This window comes from Sabulicella rubraurantiaca (assembly GCF_017355885.1).
Classification (GTDB): Bacteria; Pseudomonadota; Alphaproteobacteria; order Acetobacterales; family Acetobacteraceae; genus Roseococcus; species Roseococcus rubraurantiacus.
This window is the reverse complement of sequence record NZ_JAFEUU010000015.1, coordinates 65155-80838: the sequence shown is the minus strand read 5'-3', so window position 1 is coordinate 80838 and position 15684 is coordinate 65155. Positions and strand designations below refer to the sequence as shown.

Annotated in this window: 14 protein-coding genes; 4 read left to right on the top strand and 10 right to left on the bottom strand. The window is 66.0% G+C overall.

The window, feature by feature from the left end:
* Positions 1-295: 295 nt before the first annotated feature.
* Complete coding sequence (locus JTJ31_RS20125) at positions 296-691, bottom strand: response regulator (protein ID WP_207540532.1); 396 nt, start codon at positions 689-691, stop codon at positions 296-298.
* On the bottom strand, positions 688-2073 hold the full coding sequence (locus JTJ31_RS20120) for a sensor histidine kinase (RefSeq protein ID WP_207540531.1): 1386 nt from the start codon (positions 2071-2073) through the stop codon (positions 688-690). The genes JTJ31_RS20125 and JTJ31_RS20120 overlap by 4 nt, the downstream gene beginning before the upstream one ends.
* Positions 2074-2221: 148 nt before the next feature.
* On the opposite strand from JTJ31_RS20120, the gene JTJ31_RS20115 reads away from it, so the two are divergent.
* On the top strand, positions 2222-3250 hold the full coding sequence (locus tag JTJ31_RS20115) for a chemotaxis protein CheB (protein ID WP_207540530.1): 1029 nt from the start codon (positions 2222-2224) through the stop codon (positions 3248-3250).
* An 18-nt stretch (positions 3251-3268) separates the two neighbouring features.
* Here JTJ31_RS20115 and JTJ31_RS20110 read toward each other — a convergent pair whose 3' ends face one another.
* The 3 genes from JTJ31_RS20110 to JTJ31_RS20100 all read right to left on the bottom strand — a co-directional run bounded on the left by JTJ31_RS20110 (position 3269) and on the right by JTJ31_RS20100 (position 7468).
* Positions 3269-5497, bottom strand: coding sequence for a CheR family methyltransferase (locus tag JTJ31_RS20110; RefSeq protein ID WP_236020466.1), 2229 nt, complete (start codon positions 5495-5497; stop codon positions 3269-3271).
* A gap of 154 nt (positions 5498-5651) precedes the next feature.
* Entirely contained in the window at positions 5652-5921 is a 270-nt protein-coding gene (locus JTJ31_RS20105; RefSeq protein ID WP_207540528.1) for an ASCH domain-containing protein, read from the bottom strand.
* Positions 5894-7468: an FAD-dependent monooxygenase gene (locus tag JTJ31_RS20100; RefSeq protein WP_207540527.1), complete on the bottom strand. Its 1575-nt coding sequence runs from the start codon at positions 7466-7468 to the stop codon at positions 5894-5896. The genes JTJ31_RS20105 and JTJ31_RS20100 overlap by 28 nt, the downstream gene beginning before the upstream one ends.
* A 393-nt stretch (positions 7469-7861) precedes the next feature.
* Here JTJ31_RS20100 and JTJ31_RS20095 point away from each other — a divergent pair, with 393 nt between their 5' ends.
* Complete coding sequence (locus JTJ31_RS20095) at positions 7862-8563, top strand: CBS domain-containing protein (RefSeq protein WP_207540526.1); 702 nt, start codon at positions 7862-7864, stop codon at positions 8561-8563.
* Between the two features lie 6 nt (positions 8564-8569).
* On the opposite strand, the gene JTJ31_RS20090 is transcribed toward JTJ31_RS20095, so the two are convergent.
* Positions 8570-9517, bottom strand: coding sequence for a LysR family transcriptional regulator (locus tag JTJ31_RS20090; protein WP_207540525.1), 948 nt, complete (start codon positions 9515-9517; stop codon positions 8570-8572).
* A gap of 121 nt (positions 9518-9638) precedes the next feature.
* Here JTJ31_RS20090 and JTJ31_RS20085 point away from each other — a divergent pair, with 121 nt between their 5' ends.
* Both JTJ31_RS20085 and JTJ31_RS20080 read left to right on the top strand, forming a co-directional pair.
* Complete coding sequence (locus tag JTJ31_RS20085) at positions 9639-10379, top strand: hypothetical protein (RefSeq protein ID WP_207540524.1); 741 nt, start codon at positions 9639-9641, stop codon at positions 10377-10379.
* Between the two features lie 170 nt (positions 10380-10549).
* Positions 10550-11110, top strand: a complete 561-nt coding sequence (locus JTJ31_RS20080) for a cytochrome b (protein WP_236020465.1) — start codon at positions 10550-10552, stop codon at positions 11108-11110.
* A gap of 56 nt (positions 11111-11166) precedes the next feature.
* On the opposite strand, the gene JTJ31_RS20075 is transcribed toward JTJ31_RS20080, so the two are convergent.
* The 4 genes from JTJ31_RS20075 to JTJ31_RS20060 all read right to left on the bottom strand — a co-directional run bounded on the left by JTJ31_RS20075 (position 11167) and on the right by JTJ31_RS20060 (position 15162).
* The gene (locus JTJ31_RS20075; protein WP_328805784.1) at positions 11167-11631 is read right to left on the bottom strand and encodes a PAS domain-containing protein; all 465 of its coding nucleotides are present in this window, start codon (positions 11629-11631) and stop codon (positions 11167-11169) included.
* A complete protein-coding gene (locus JTJ31_RS20070) occupies positions 11628-12251 on the bottom strand; it encodes a 5-formyltetrahydrofolate cyclo-ligase (protein WP_207540523.1) in 624 nt (207 codons plus the stop codon). Before JTJ31_RS20070 ends, JTJ31_RS20075 begins: the two co-directional genes overlap by 4 nt.
* A 6-nt stretch (positions 12252-12257) precedes the next feature.
* Entirely contained in the window at positions 12258-12716 is a 459-nt protein-coding gene (locus tag JTJ31_RS20065; protein ID WP_207540522.1) for a hypothetical protein, read from the bottom strand.
* A gap of 1183 nt (positions 12717-13899) precedes the next feature.
* Complete coding sequence (locus JTJ31_RS20060; RefSeq protein ID WP_207540521.1) at positions 13900-15162, bottom strand: Hsp70 family protein; 1263 nt, start codon at positions 15160-15162, stop codon at positions 13900-13902.
* Positions 15163-15684 lie beyond the last annotated feature (522 nt).

Below are 15684 nucleotides of genomic sequence, written 5' to 3'. Positions count from 1 at the left end.
AGCCCGCGCCGATCCGCCGCACGCCGATGCTCCACCGTCCACGCCATCCGTCTGCTCCCGCGATCGTCCGCAGGACCAGCGAATCACATCCGATTCAGACGATTCAATTCCTTTCCGGATGGGCTCTGACAGAACGAACCGTCAAGCCACAACTCCGCAAGAACGGAGCCAAGTGGAGAATCATGATCGCGAAAACAGTTCTGGCCTCGTCGCGCATCAAGACGCGGAGGAGCGATTTCAGGGAAACGGCCGCTAGAATTCGTCGCGAACTCTGCTCATTTCCATTTCCGTCGCATTATTCTTGCGACGATAAAGTGCGCCGTTCCATTTCACGAGCCAGCGTCGCGATGATGGTGCGGACATCCACCGGCTTCTCGCAATGCGGCACGTCCCTGAAGTCCGGTGCGATTTCCTGCCGGTCGTAGCCCGTTGCGAAAAGAAACGGGACGCCGCGCCCCCGGAGCATCTCGGCAAGGGTATAGGCCTGGCTGCCGTGCAGCTTGATGTCGAGCACCGCGCCCGCGAGATCCTCGTTCGCACTGAGTTGGGCCATCGCCGCGTCCAGCGTCGCCACCGGCCCCAGGACCTTCGCGCCGTGGCGCTCCAGCGCCTCTGAGAGTTCCCTCGCAATCACGTATTCGTCTTCAACAACCAGGATCTTGAGACCAGGAAGCAGCTTGCTGTTCATCATGGATTCTTGCCTCCCTGCTGCTGCGCTGCATCGAGGGGAAGCCGTATCGTACAGCGCAATCCGCCATCGCGCAGAACAAAAGACGTTTGGGCCCCCATGGCGTGCGGAAGCGCGCGCTCGATGAGTTCGCGGCCATATCCTCCGACGCGGCCTCCATCGCCATTGGGCTTCGCTTTGGTGAAGTGCTCCTCCCATGTCAGATGGAGGCACTGCCCGTCCGCCGCCGGTTCGAGGGACCAGTCGATCTCGAGGTGCCCTCCCGCCTCGTCCTCGCTCAAGGCGCCGTGCTTGCAGGCATTGGTCGCCAGTTCGTGAAAGGCCAGGGACAGCGTCTGCACGAAGGACTTGCGCAGCGGCACCTCTGGCCCCCGAAGGTGGAGGCGGCTGTCCGATTGCTGCCCGCCTACCGCCTCAAGCTGGGTCCGCAGCAGCATCTCGAGCGTGACGGGCTGCTGGTCGGCGCGCGACAGCAGGCCCTGCACGCGCGACAGGGCCTCGAGCCTCCTCTGGAAACGCGACCTGAACTCCGCCAGATCCGTGACCTCGCGGTCGGTCTGGGAGGCAAGGCCGCTCACCACGCCGAGCAGGTTGCGGGTCCGGTGCTGCAGCTCCGACACCATTACCGATTGGCGGCCCTGAAGCTCGCGAAGGTCATGGATGTCAGTCGAGGTGCCGAGCCATTCCAGGATATGGCCCACCGCATTGCGGACCGGCGTGGCGCGGCTCTGGAACCAGCGGAAGGACCCGTCGGCGCTGCAGAAGAGCCGCGCCTCCACTTCGAAGGGCTGGCCCTGCGCGGCCCGTGCCCAGGCACTGCGTGCCGCCTCCCGGTCATCGGGATGCACCGCGCGCAGCCAGCCCCAGCCTCGGCTTTCCTCCTGGGCCAGCCCCGTCTGCTGCGTCCATTGCGGGCTGCTCCAGAGCCATTCGCCGGTTCCCTCGGCCTGCCAGACCAGCTGCGGGATCCCTTCCAGCAGGACGCGCATCCGCTGTTCGCTCGCCTCGCGGGCCGCGATCTCCCCGCGCAGCCGGGCGTTGGCTGCCGTCAGCTCCTCCGTCCGCTCCTCGACACGCGCTTCCAGCTCGCGATTCGTGGCCTCCAGCTCCTCCGTGAAGACCTGAAGCTCCTCCATCGCGACGTTCAGCTCCTCGAGCGCCGCGTCCCGCTCCGAGGCCTCGGTCGAATGCTTCAGCGCCCCTGCCCTGGCCGCGCTTTGGGCCTGGACGCTCTCGAACTGCCGGACTTGCCTCCTCAACTCCATGAGGCGGTCCTCGAGATCCTGCTGACCCTTTGCGAGAGACTGGTTCTCGGCAAGCGCATCCTCAAGGGCGACCCTGAGTTGTTCGATCTCGTCCTCGTTCTGCGACTCTTGCTTCTGCAAGGAAGAAACTCCGCGTGGAACGGCGCCCTGAATTACCGTCTTTTGTCTGCCGTGGCATAATAATGGCGCCGCGCCAAGCCGTAACGACTCATGATGGCCTGACGTTCCACGAGAGTAAGTCAACCGGCCCAAAGGAGGGCTTTCCATTTTGGAAACCCGAGACCTCGTGCTGGTCGGTGCTTCAGCGGGCGGGGTGCCTGCGCTGACCCTGCTTTGCGCGGAACTTCCGACCGACCTGCCGGCGGCGGTGCTGGTGGTCCAGCACATCGCCCCCTCGGCCCGCTCCCTGCTTCCCGCCATCCTCTCGCGCGCGGGTACGCTTCCGGCGGTCCATGCCACGGAGGGCATGCGGATTCGGCACGGCCAAGTCTATGTTGCGCCCCCAGACCTGCACATGCTGGTCGCGCCCGATGGGCGGCACCTCCTGGTCCGGCACGGCCCGATTGAGAACCGAACTCGACCTGCAGTTGACGCGCTGTTCCGCTCAGCCGCCATCGCCGCCGGCCACCGCTCCATCGGCGTCGTGCTGACAGGAATGCTGGATGACGGTACGGCGGGGATGGTGGCGCTCAAGGGCGCAGGCAGCATCAACGTGGTGCAGGCGCCGGAGGACGCGCAGTGGCCCGACATGCCGCGCAGCGCGCTGGAGGGCGACACGCCAGACCACTGTGTTCCCCTCGCCGAGATCGCGCCGCTGCTGGCGCGGCTGACGCGGTTGCCGGCCGGCGAGCCGCGCGAGCCCTCGGTCCGCCTCCGGCTGGAGGCTTCCATCGCCGCGAAGGAGAGCTTTGCCATGTCCGAGGAGGCAACACCCATCGGGCAGCCAAGTGCCCTATCCTGCCCGCAATGCGGTGGAGTGCTGAACGAGATCGAGGAAGGCCGGATCACGCGCTTCCGTTGCCAGATCGGCCACGCCTACAGCCCCTTGGCGCTCGCCGCGAGCCAGGAAGAAGGGCTGGAACACGCCTTGTCCATCGCCGTCCGCACGCACAGGGAGCGGCATGTCCTGTTCCGGCGCATGGAGCGCTCGGCACGGGCGCGCGGCCTGACCAGCACGGCGGAACGCTGGGCCAGGCTGGCAGAGGAAGCCGAGGCCTCAGCCAAGCTGATCGCGGAGGCGGCCATCGCGTTGCGCCAGCCCATGGCCCCGCTTCCCGAGGACCCGGTCGCTTCCTGACCGCTGGCCGGACCGGCTTCAACCAGAGGGCGGAAGGCGGACGCGCTCGGAGATCCCGTTCACGAGAGCCACCAGGACCGGCGGCGTCTCCTCGGGGATGTATCGAATGCGGAACTCGGCCGGATGTTCCGCGCCGTGCTTGGCGCGCATCATCGCCTCGAGCACCACCTCCTGCCTCTCCCCCTTGAAGAGGGGGCGCAGCAGGTCATGCAGGGAAGCCGCCGTCGCGCCGGAAACCAGTTCGGGGAGCGACAAGCCGCGCAGTTCCGATGGCGAATAGCCCGATCCTTCCTCGCTCCCCTGGCTGGCGAGGATGACGCGAAGCGTCTGCGGGTCGAGGAGATAGGATTGCGGAAGCGCCCGGCCGAGCATGCGGCTGAGGAGTTGCGCTTCCTCCTGGGCGCGGCTCGCCTCCGTCACGTCCTCCACGATCAGGATCAGGCCCTCTGGCCCCGCGCCATCCTTGTGGCGCTGCATGATGCGGATGCGGCAAAAGAGCGCGCGGCCGCGGCGGTCCCGCGCTTCCAGCGTCTCCTCCGCCTGCACCGCCTTGCCGGCCAGGACGCTGAGCAGCGAATCCTGGAGCCGCTTCACCGGCAGGCCGATATCCAGGTCGAGGAATTCCTGCCCCCGCACCTCCTCGGCCCGCAGACCCCACGTGTTCTCGCTCCAGCGGTTCCAGCTCTCGACGCGAAGCTGCCGGTCGAGAGTGAGCAGCCCGGCCTCAATCCGCGCGAGCAGCGCATCCGTACGCCGCCGGTACTCGCCGCTACGCTCCTCCTCCAGGCGAAGCTCCTCGTTGGCCGCCTCGAGCGCGTCATTGGTGGAGCGGAGTTCTTCGTTGGTCGTCTCCAGCTCCTCGTTGGTGGACTGAAGCTCCTCGTTGGTGGTTTCCAGCTCCTCATTGGTGGACTGGAGTTCCTCGTTGGTCGTCTCCAGCTCCTCGTTGGCCGATTGAAGCTCCTCGACGGTCGTCTCCAGGCTCTCCTGCACGGCCTTCAGCTCACGTTGCAGGTTCTGCATGTGGGTGACGTCGGTAAAGGCAATCAGCGATGCCCGCCGCCGGTCCTCCCCCCCTTCCAGGGGCATCACCTCCACGGTCAGGAAAAGCTGAGTTCCCCCCGGGCGATCATGCAGCTGGTTCTCGATCCGGATGGCGCGCCCCTGCCGCGATGCCTCCTCGATCTGGCTCCGAAGCTCCACCGGGCGGTAGGAGACGGACAGGTCCTGGAACGGGCGGCCCAAATCGTCCTCGGTCACGTCGAGGAGGCGACGCGCCGCGGCATTCACATAGGCCAGCACCCCCTGGTCATCCACCGCGAGGAAGGCGGTCGGGCTGCGGTCGGCAATGGCCTCCACGAGCCTTGCATGATGCTGGAGGGGCGGTGGCGGCCGCCCCTGGAAGACGGCCCCGCCCGTGACCGTCCGGCGCCATTGCTGCGGGGGACGCCGGAACAGGCGATGCTTCAGGTTGACAGGTTGGAACAGGCGCGACCGAGCCATCTGCGTCTCCGCCTTGCCCAGGAAGAGAAGCCCGTCCTCCGCCAGCGCATAGTGCAGCCGTTCCAGCACCCGTTCCTGCGTCTCGCCCTCCAGATAGATGAGGAGGTTGCGGCAGGACAGCAGGTTGATGCGGCTGATCGGTGCGTCCGTGACGATGTTGTGCTGCCCGAAGATCACCGCCTTCCGGAGTTCCCGCGAGACGGTGTAGCTATCCCTCGCATTGTCGAAATGCCGTTCCAGCAATTCGGGCGGGACCGCCTCCACGTCGCGTGCGGAATAGGTTGCGAGCCGCGCGAAGCGCAGGGCCTCCTCGTCCAGGTCGGTGGCATAGATCTTCACCCGCGCGCCGAAGGCCTCGCTGCCGAGCGCCTCCATCAGCAGGATGGCGAGGCTGTAGGGCTCCTGCCCCGTCGCACAGCCGGCGCTCCAGATGCGGATCGGCCGCGTTCCCTCGATCAGGCTCGGGATCGCCTCGGCCCGGAGCGCCTCCCAGGCCTCGGCGTCGCGGAAGAAGGAGGTGACGTTGATCAGGACGGTGTTGAGCAGCCCGACGAATTCCTGCGGGTGAGCCTCCAGGAAGGCCTGATAGGCCTCGAAGCCTTCAACGCCGACCTCCTCCATGCGGCGCAGGATGCGGCGCCGCAGGCTGGTCTTCTTGTAGCCGCGGAAATCCAGCCCGCGGCTGTTCTGGACATGCGCAAGGAGTTCGGCGAAGCCTGGCTCCATGGGTTCTGCTTCGGCCATCGCGTCCATCTTGCCAGGGGGCCGGGAAATCTTCCAGCCTCGGCACGGACCGGGTTGGCCCGGGCCGCGGAGGCGCCGTAGAACTCTCCCAGCACCCGCCGCCACCACCCGATTGTCCGCTGCCCCTCGTCATAGGCGCGGGCCATGTCCTCGGTCATGGCGCCGAAGGGATGGCCCTCCACGCGCCGTCCAGCAGCACGCTGAGCGCACCGGCGAAGGGGAAGGCCCCGTCGGGATAGTCCCAGAGCGGCGAGGAGGTGAGTGTCTTCGTCCGAGCCCGGATCTGGGCGGCCCCCTCGCCCGCCTGCTCCGGGCTGCACCCGATGGCTATCGGCAGGAAGTAGCGGGCCTCCTCGCCGGGACAGGCGGCCGCCAGAACGCGCTTCAGCTTGGCGTTCAACTCGCCGCCTCCCGTTGCCGCCATGCGACCTGCCCTCTCTGTCCGGTACCGTTCGGATGCAGGCCGCGCTCGGTCAGATAGGCTTCCAGCACGCCTGCATCGCCGTTCGGCTCGGCGAGCCCCACATACGTGTCCGGGCGCAGCAAATAGGCCGCGTCACGGGCCAGGCCAGCTTTCCCGAACGCCTCGTGCCATGAGAACTCGTGCAACGCGATGCCACGTCGGCCGCACCACTGCCGAAGCTCGTCGCGAGCGGCTCCGTAGACATGGACCTGCCAAGCGATGGCGGAGAGCGGACCGTAATTGTCGCGGCCGTCGATCCGGACGAATGGCAACCGGTTCCCGCCCACGACCTCTCCGGCCTTTCCGGCACTGAGCGGGCTTGTTCCGTAGCGGATCATGATCTGGGAGACGAGGCGGAAGAGCGCCTTGCGCACCGGGCCGAGGCCCCACGCGACCCTGGTCACGACAGGCGCGATATGCGTCCGAACGAATTCGGCGACGCTTCCTCGGGCCGTCGCGAAGGTGAAGACACGGTCGGTGGACGCCACCAGATTGCGGGCGAAGACCGGGCGCTCGTCCTCATAGCTGTCGAGGAGGCGGTCATCCGCTTCCCCCTTGAGGACAGCGGCCAGCTTCCAGGCCAGGTTGATGGCGTCGCCAATCCCCGTGTTCATGCCCTGCCCGCCCGCCGGGCTGTGGACATGGGCCGCGTCTCCCAGCAGGAAGATGTTGCCGTGCCGGAAGCGATCCGTGACCCGGTGGTGGACGCGATAGGTCGAGAACCAGTTCACCCGCTCGACCTCCAGCCCCATGGCGTGGATTGCCCGATGCTCCACATCGTCGAAGGTCAGGGTCTCGGCGGCCCCGGCCCGCGCCTCGCGCACGGTGCCTACGACCCGCAGCTTGCCGGGCTGCCCATAGGGCATGATCAGCACGAATTCGGGTCCCTCGAAGGCGATGTGGAGCTCGCCGCCTTGCATTCCGTACCGGGCGTCGACATCAGCCACGTAGAAGAGCTGGTCGTAGGTGCCGCCCTCGAAACTCGCGCCGAGAAGATGGCGCACGCTCGAACGGGCGCCGTCACAGCCAGCGAGGAATCGTGCTGCGCAGATCTCCTCCTGCTCGCCCGGGCGGCGAAGGCGGGCAAGGACCTCGGCGCCACGGTCTTCGAGGCCCACCAGCTCCGTCTCACGCTCCACGGTGATGCCGCGCTCGGTCAGGCGCTCGACCAGGAATTGCTCGTGGTGATCCTGCGGAAAGATCAGGACAAACGGATAGGGCGTAATGGCGCCGCCGAAATCTCCGAAGTGGATGCGCGCGCGGTGCTTGCCCGCCACCCACATGTTGAAGGCCCCGACTTTATGCCCGGCCTCGGCGACGGCGTCACCGAGGCCAAGCTGACGGTAGAGTTCGAGCGTGCGCGCGTGGACGGCAAGCGCTCGCGACGTTTCGCCCGGCGCCTTCGACTTGTCGATGATCCGCACCTTCGACCCTTGCGCGTCGAGCCACAGCGCCAGGACCAAGCCGGTGGGGCCCGCGCCGACGACGAGGACATCCGTTCTGGACATCGAAGCTCTCCTTGTCGGCGATCACTCAAATCACCGCTCGCGAGCGCACTCCGCGTTCGCGGGAGCTTGGCATCGCCGCCCCTGTGCGAGGCACAGCCTCACCTTGAGTCTCCGCCTTTGGTCAGGAGAACACAAGCGCTTCCCTGCGGGGGTGGCCCGACCACAACCAATAGTTGGGCGCTGCTCCTAGGGCCGACCGGTCTCACGCATCGCTGGCTCAGCTGCATAAGGCGGCCAAGTTTAACCCCACCTTGATTCAGCAACATCGTTGCATTCATTCAGCATTGAATTTCGTTGGACCATCCCGATGAGGCGACCTAGCTTTATCCACGACGGTACCTACGGCCCCGATGCCGCCCCTTGGTCCTACTGCCGAGCGAGGAGGAGGATGCCATGGCAGACGCAACTGCAAGGGAACTGATGACATCCGAGGTGGTGGTCGTCTCTCCGGATGCGCCGATCATGGAGATCGCGTCCCTGCTGCGACGGCACAGGATCTCTGCAGTGCCGGTTGTGGACGAGAAGGGCGCGCTGGTCGGCATCGTCACGGAGGGCGATCTGATCCATCGCCTCGCCGCCATGGTCGAGAAGCCGCCTTCCTGGTTCGCCTCACTCTTCGCCGATCCATCGGCGGCGGCGGATCGCTTTGCCCGGGCGCACGGCTTCGTGGCACAGGAGATCATGACGACCGACTTGGTCACGGTTCAGCCGGATGCTCCCGCCGCCGAGATCGCTGCACTGATGGAAGAACACCGCGTCCGTCGCGTGTTGGTGGTCGAGGACGGGCGCCTGCGCGGCATCGTCAGCCGCGCTGACCTGCTCCAGGTCCTCACCGCAGCACACGCCGAGACGGCCAATTCCTCCGATGAGTGCATCCGGCGCGCCGTGGTTGCTGCGATGCACCACGAGCCCTGGGCCGAAAATCCCTACACGAGCGTCGAGGTCGAGGCAGGCGTGGTCACCTTCCAAGGCTTCTCGCACGGAAAGGCGGTGCAGCGTGGCCTCCGCGTGCTGGCGGAGGGCGTTCCCGGCGTGAAGCGTGTCGTCGACCGTACTGAGGTGATGCCGCCCGAGTACTTCTATCAGGCCATGTAAGACCGCTCAGCGCCCGCGGTCCTGGCTGCCCACTCGCCTCCCCTTCTGGCGCGGCCCTGCCGCGTCGCGGGGCCGGGTCGGCTTTGCGGCGCGGGTGGCGTCCGCCTGCGATAAAACAGCCGCATGTCGAAGCCCGCCAAGCGCTGTCTCGACCAGATCGCTGCCGCCGGCACTTTCCGCGTAGACGGCATAGGCCGGGTACACGAACTCGGGCGAGCCTCGGACGAGTTCGAGCCGGCCGCTCGCAATGTACCGGCGGACCGCGCCGAGGCGGAAATAGCCCGATCCCCCCGCCTGGAGAATGTAGGTCAGCGCCAGGGGGCCAAGGCCGACATGGAGGCCGGGCTCAGACCTTTCGGGGAAAGCCATGCCATGCCGGACCGCGAACTCCGGCCCCCAGTCGACATAGACGTAGTTGTCGCTGTCGTTCTTCGCGGCTTTGCCTGGCGTCCTCACCATGACCAGCCGCTCCTCGGCCACGAGCTCAACCTTCAGCCCGGCGCGGTAGCGCGGCGCGTACACCACGGCCAGGTCGAGGATGCCCCCCGCGACCTGGTTGGCCAAGTCATCCGCGAGGCCGACGCTGACACGCAGGGCGACATCGGGCGCCGAGCGCCTCATCCACAGCAGCCATTCCCGGAGGAACGGCTCCCACAAGCTCAGCTCTCCACCGATCGCCAGCATCGCACGCCGGCCGGCCGGCACGGCGACCTCGTGGCGCGCCCGCTCCCAGAGTTGGATCATCTGCGGCGCATGTCGAAGGAACTGCTCCCCGGCCGATGTCAGCACCGCGCCCGCCTTGTTGCGAACGAAGAGCGGCCGGCGGAGATGCTCCTCAAGCGACCGGATCCGCGCGCTGACCGTCGTCTGCGCCACATGCAGACGTTCGGAGGCGCCCACGAAGCTGCCTGCCGAGACGATGGCGAGAAAAGTGCGAGCCAGTTCGATGTCCATGAGGCACGATCTCCCGGACATTCAATGCAACATTTTTGCTCACACCGTCCAATAGAATTGGCTTGTCCGTGCGCATCTTCCGGTTCAGCCTCTCCAACACGGGTTCGTCCAGGAGGAAGGGATGGTGGAGGATCCGGGACTGGAGCAGGTCTACGAGAGCGTAGAGCTTGTCCGGGGAATGGGTGACCCAACTCGCGGCCAGTTCTGCATCATGTCGCTCGTTGCCCGCCTCGCAGGCGAAGGGCACACCGACCGTCCCCGCTGCGCCTCACCGGTGATCCGCAGCCTGGCGATCCTGATCAACGATCGGATGCCTTCAGCCACACGCCAGCGCCTGAAGGTCTTCGTGCCCTGCATCGTCGGGACGAGCGACGGCCTCGACAGGATGCGGGCCGCTCTGCTGTGCCGTGCCGTGCTCGAGGAAATCTTCCCGCGGGCGATGAGCGAGGCAACGCGGGAGCGTGCCGTGGGGCGCAAGCAGAGCTATTTCTGGCGCCTTTGGACGGGGCGCTCCAAGCGCGTCCTGGTCAGCCAGATCGCCGGCGCCCACTCCAGGCTTACGGCCGAGGAGGAGCAGAAAATTCCTTTCGGACTGGAGGAACGCGTGGGAGAGGCCACAGGGCACCTGATCACACTGTGTGCGGCCGACGCGCCTACGGCCAGCGACGAGGCCTGGTACTGGAACAAGGCCATCGGTCTTCTCGACCGACTTTGCGACGTCGGAGCCGATGACCGAGCCCTTCACCCCAATCCGCAGCCCTTGGTGGGCCTCGCCAGCATCCTCAAGACGGACCGGCCCGAGGACGCGTCGCCCAGGAAGCCGACCGCGGCGCCGCCCTATTTCGGATTCCTGTTCCGCTGATCGCTCATGAGATCGACCCTTGCGCGGATGTGCTTCGCCGCACCTGTCAAACGCGGTGATAGAGCGGTGGGCAGGGAGAAAGCTGGGCCTGACAGAGCCCGCCGATTTCCGCGCTCCATCCTCCGGACCAGGACGGACCGGCAGGTCAGCGCCAACCGGAGATGCCACACATGGCGATGGCCGAGAGGACCTTGGGTGCCCGATCCGCCCCTGCGCGCTACGACACAACATCGCGCGTCTTTCACTGGCTCACCGTCGCCTTGGTCCTGGCAGCCGCGGCGCTGGGCCTCTGGATCGCCCATGCCAAGCCCGCGGATTCGATCAAGCTGACCCTCTACAACCTCCATGAGAGCATCGGCGTCACCATCGGGCTGGTGACCCTGGCCCGGCTTCTCTGGCGCCTCGGACATCCGCCCCCGCCCCTGCCGGAGGATCTGCCGAAAATCCTCAAGCTTGCCGCCCGGGCGAACCACAGCGCCTTCTATCTATGGTTGCTGGTGATGCCGGTGTTGGGCTTCATCGCGACCAATGCCTGGGGCTTCCCGCTCACTTGGTTCGGCTTGGTGCCCCTCCCCGATCCGATCGGAAAGAATGTGCCGCTGGCTGAGATGGTCACTTTCGCGCATCGCCTCATGGCCTGGAGCCTCATCGGGATGATCGTGCTCCACGTCTCCGCCGCGCTCTGGCACCAGTTCGTGCGCCGCGACGGCACGCTGCGGAAAATGCTCTGACGATTGGAGCTCTTCATTGCTTTGTTGAATGGAGGAGCCCCAACCGCAGGCCATGGCTATCCGGGTGGGTCTGTCCTTTTTCGGATCTCGGCGAGCTCGTGTCGCAGGGCTCGCACCTGCTCGAACCGGCGGGTCACGTCCCGCAGGATGGCGGCCATGCCCTCCATCTGCCCGTCGGGCGCGTGGAGCGGCACGATGGTGAACTCGAGCGAGATGCGGCCGCCGTCCCCCCGTAGCCCCGGCACCGCAAGCAGCTCGCCCGCGCCGTAGCGGCTCTCCCCCGTTTCCATGACGCGCTGGAACCCGGCCCAGTGACGCGCCCGCTGCGGCTCGGGGATGATGATGTCGAGCGACTGGCCCAGCGCCTCGGCGGCGGGGAAGCCGAAGATGCGCTCGGCGCCTGGGTTCCAGAAGCGGATGAGGCCGTCTCGGTCGGCCACGACGACGGCGTCGGAGGCCGTGCCGAGCAGCGCACGGCCCACGCGGTCCAGCTCCACAGCGCTCCACTCCCCACCACTCACGCCGCCGTCTCCTTCCTGCCCTGGTTCTCTACGCTCTCGGCGGTCTGCACACGGTTCTCAGTGATGATCAGATCCATGGGCACGTCGTGCAGCTGCGGATAGATCGTTTCGAGGCGCGAAATTTCGAAGCCAATGCCGACGGCGAGCGGCTTCGGTGTCATGGCTGCCAAGGTCCGGTCGTAATAGCCGCCGCCATAGCCAAGCCGGTAGCTGCAGCAGTCGAACCCGACCAACGGCACGAGCAGGATATCCGGAATAAGGGCTTCTCCTTCGCTCGGGACTGGAATGTTCCACACACCAGGCGACATGGACGCACCAGGCCACCACTCGCGGAAGATGAGTGGTCGCCGCCTTTCAATGACCACAGGGAGCGCCAGGCGCGTTCCGCGGCGGTGCAGCGCCCGCACGAGCGGCCGCGGGTCGTACTCACCCTTGAAGGGCCAGTAGAAGCCGAGCACTGGCGGAGTCCCCCCCGTCGCCTCGGTCAGGAGACCGAGCAAGCGGTCGCTGATGATATCATCCCTGCTCTCCCGCTCCTCCCGGGGCACCAAGAGCCGTCGCGCGATGAGGAGCTCCCGCTCCGCCTTTCGCCAAGCGCGTATCTCGCCCCAGCTCAGCATGGCCGTCTAATGCCCGTCTCGTGACGCAGCACCGTGCCTCTGAAGAAAGTGCTCCAAACTTGTCGAGACGTCCTGGAGGTCACGCCGCAAGGCCTGTTCTTGGATGCGCGGCAATGATTCGCGAAGTTCATACGCCAATCTGCGCAGCGCCGAAGGAGTTGGATCTTCCCGCACGACCGCCAACCGCTCCGGCAACGGCGCTCTCTCCTTCTCGCCGCTGATGTCAGCGACATGGCGCCGCAGCATGGTATTGAGCCACGCCTTCTCAAGATTCGTACGACCCCACCCCACCGCGAGAAGGTCCTTGAGTAGCCTCAGGATCTCACTGTGGTTCAGGGGATCAAGGAAGGAGGGTGCAAACTCGCGCAGGAAGCAGGGCGGCGAGCTGCAGGATATGAAGGATTGCTCTGCGTCCTCCTCGATGGAGTTTACGAACGTCCAGGGCCTGAATTGATGTCCGGTCACTTGGATTCCTCCGACTGCTTGGGCCGCCCTCGCAGGGTCCGGCGGCCGTTCCGCTCACCAGAGGCCATTTCGGCCATCGCCGATGAGGCCATCGCTGCAGAAGAGTGAGGATTCACGCAGGGGGATTTGATGCGCTCCACAGGCCAAGCATCCGCACATGCCCGGATCGCAGCCCCGCTGGCGATAGCGACGGCAGACAATTCATACCAGTTGCACTCTGCCGCCGCGAAGTCTGGTAGATGCATTCGCTTCGCTGCTTGCATCGACGATCATCCCGTGGAGATCCTTGTGCTGCCAGCGAGCCATTGCAAGCGAGATTCATTGCTGGATGAAAGCAAGATTCTTGCTACGAGATCGCCAGGGCGCAGCGAAGGCATGGCCTGAGGGACGCTTGCTCGCCGACCGGCCATCCCTCGTCTATTATGCTCGTAGGCTGTGGTTTCCGCCATCCAGTGCCGCACGTAACGCGCGATGTGATGGAGCAGATCCGCTGCCCAAGCTGGAGTCCGTTTCTCCCGCGAAACGGTGCTGCATTCGGTTCGTTCAGTTGCAGTTATCAACAGCCCAGGGCGCAGTATCGGCGATATCTTGGCAGAGCGGCCTCCTTATCACGACGGAGGGAAGCGGCCAGCCCGTGTGGACGAGGGCACCCTCGACGAAGCTGATCGATGAGTTCAGTCGGCCTTCGTGCTCTGCTCGAACGGGTGCGGTCCCGATATCGGCGTGAAAGATGGCCGCATCGTCAGTGTAAGGGGGCGCGCATAGGACATCGTCAATCACGGCGGCCTTGGTCCGAAGGGCCGCACGGATGGGAGGCCAATAATAGCCCCAACCGTCTTCTCCGCCCTCTGATCCGCAGCGGCGGCACGATGCGAGAGGCGAACCGGAAGAGGCGACGGAGCTGGTCGCTCGCCGCTTAGGCAAGATCCGCGATGCCTACACCTCCAGCGCGATCAGCTTCTGTGGCTGAGGACGCGCATCATGCGGGCTGCACCGAAGGCACTCCTGGTTCCGGACTGAGCTCAGGTCGCTGAGCGCTGTCGTTCTTCCCTGAACGGCTGGCTCCGCGAGGATCGTCGCCATGCAGCTGCTTTAGGTGATCGCCAAGCCTGTGCGCGGCTGCGCGGTTACTGGTGATCGCGTATAGCTCATCCGCGCCTTCGCGGAACTTATACTCCCTGCCCTAAGTCGTCTCTTGGCCTGCCTCACCCGCGATCAATGCGAGGCCCTCCGCCACGGAAACGAACTCGCCGCCGCTGACGATACGCTGTAGCCCGAAGCGCTCCTCGAACAGGCGGCGCACCGCTGGCACCAGCGATGTTCCTCCCGTCAGGAAGACGCGGTCCACCTGCTCGGGCGGCAAGCCGGCATCAGCCAGGGCCGCGTCTAGCGCGGATGCAATCTTGCCGAGCTCTGGAGCGATCCAGCCCTCGAACGCCGCCCGGTCGATCCGCGCCTCCACAGCGAAATCCGCGTGGGCGAAGCGCAACACCGTCTCCTCCGCACGCGACAGGGCGGTCTTGGCCTCGGATACGGCTCGATAGAGCGCGTAGCCAGCCTCGTCCTCGATCAGTCGGATCAGCCGCATCAGCCGCTCGGGGTGCTCCGCAGTCCGTGCTACCTCGGCGATGTCGCGCAGCGTCTTCGGCGCGCGCATGAGTGATAGTTGGTGCCAGCGCGCGAAGCCGGTGAACCAGCTGGGCGGCACCGGCAGATGCTTGTCCATCACGGTGTAGCTGCTGCCCTTGCCGAGCTCCGGCGACACGACGTGATCAATGATGCGATAGTCGAAGGCGTCACCCGCGACCCCGATGCCGGAATGACCGAGAGGGGTGACGCGGCGCGGCGGGCCCGGATCGAAGCGCATCACGGAGAAGTCGCTCGTGCCGCCGCCAAAATCGGCAACCAGCACCGTCTCTGCCCTGTCGAGCCCCGCCGCGAAGCGGTGGCCTGCCCCGGCAGGCTCCAACGCCACTTCGACATCCTTCATGCCCGCGAGCGCGAACGCGGCCCGCAGTCGGCGCTCGCCGAGGCCGGGATCCTCTGCCGCCTCACCCACGAACCGCACCGGGCGGCCGATCACGACGCGCGCCCCGTCGAGATCATTCCGGAAGGGGGCAAGAAATTCGCCCAGGAACAGCGCCACCAGCTCCTCAAGCCGTCGGGTGCGGCCAAGGATGCGAGTCTCGGTAAAGCTGCGCTGCGCGAGGTAACTCTTCATGGACATGACGAGCCGGCTTTCGAGCGGGTCGTCGAGATAGGCTCCGATTGCGGCCGGCCCAGCGGCGTGCGTTGGCCGCCCACCGACTCCGGGCCAGAAGCAGAGCACGGAGCGGAACACCTCGTCGGTCGCATGGCGAAGCGTCTCGCTGCGCCCGTCTGGGTAGAGCATGGCAACGACGCTGTTGGTGGTGCCGAAGTCGATGCCGATGGCAGGACGGTGCATGGTGCGGAATTCCGTTGGGGCCGGAGCCAAAAGCCCACCACCGCCATGCTGGCAAGCCCGCCGCCCGCGGGTCGGTACCGATTACTCCTGCTCCATCGGAAGCGGACGAGTGAGAGCTGGATGAGGGCGGACATCGCCTCAGTGGCCAATGAGCTTTTCAACGTTTGCTTCCAAGCATTAATAAAGGATCATCGCGCCGTATCAACGAGTATTCGTAGTGCTTTCTCTTGAAGAACGATTCATTATGGTGCTAATCGGCCCCATGATCGAAACTGGCGCCGCTTGTCTCCGTCGTCGCAAAGCCCCGTGCCGCGGCCGGAGGACAGCCTTTTGCCTAGCAGCGGCTGACGTATCACGGCGTTTTCCGGCAAAAGCGCAACTAGCGCGGCTCGTCATGTCGCGCAGCGCCCTGGGCCGACCTAGCGCTCCTGCAGCTATCGCCGCGCACAGGTCGCCCCCACCGCAGGGCATACCTGGATCTGCCCTGCGGAACCACGTGTCGGTTCTGGACAGCGCGCCAGC

Bases quoted from the DNA above. Each gene is read 5' to 3' on its own strand.
- JTJ31_RS20125 (WP_207540532.1), bottom strand. From the start codon at position 691: ATGATGAACAGCAAGCTGCTTCCTGGTCTCAAGATCCTGGTTGTTGAA.
- JTJ31_RS20110 (WP_236020466.1), bottom strand. From the start codon at position 5,497: ATGGCCGAAGCAGAACCCATGGAGCCAGGCTTCGCCGAACTCCTTGCG.
- JTJ31_RS20105 (WP_207540528.1), bottom strand. From the start codon at position 5,921: ATGGCGGCAACGGGAGGCGGCGAGTTGAACGCCAAGCTGAAGCGCGTT.
- JTJ31_RS20100 (WP_207540527.1), bottom strand. From the start codon at position 7,468: ATGTCCAGAACGGATGTCCTCGTCGTCGGCGCGGGCCCCACCGGCTTG.
- JTJ31_RS20095 (WP_207540526.1), top strand. From the start codon at position 7,862: ATGGCAGACGCAACTGCAAGGGAACTGATGACATCCGAGGTGGTGGTC.
- JTJ31_RS20090 (WP_207540525.1), bottom strand. From the start codon at position 9,517: ATGGACATCGAACTGGCTCGCACTTTTCTCGCCATCGTCTCGGCAGGC.
- JTJ31_RS20085 (WP_207540524.1), top strand. From the start codon at position 9,639: ATGGTGGAGGATCCGGGACTGGAGCAGGTCTACGAGAGCGTAGAGCTT.
- JTJ31_RS20080 (WP_236020465.1), top strand. From the start codon at position 10,550: ATGGCGATGGCCGAGAGGACCTTGGGTGCCCGATCCGCCCCTGCGCGC.
- JTJ31_RS20070 (WP_207540523.1), bottom strand. From the start codon at position 12,251: ATGCTGAGCTGGGGCGAGATACGCGCTTGGCGAAAGGCGGAGCGGGAG.
- JTJ31_RS20060 (WP_207540521.1), bottom strand. From the start codon at position 15,162: ATGCACCGTCCTGCCATCGGCATCGACTTCGGCACCACCAACAGCGTC.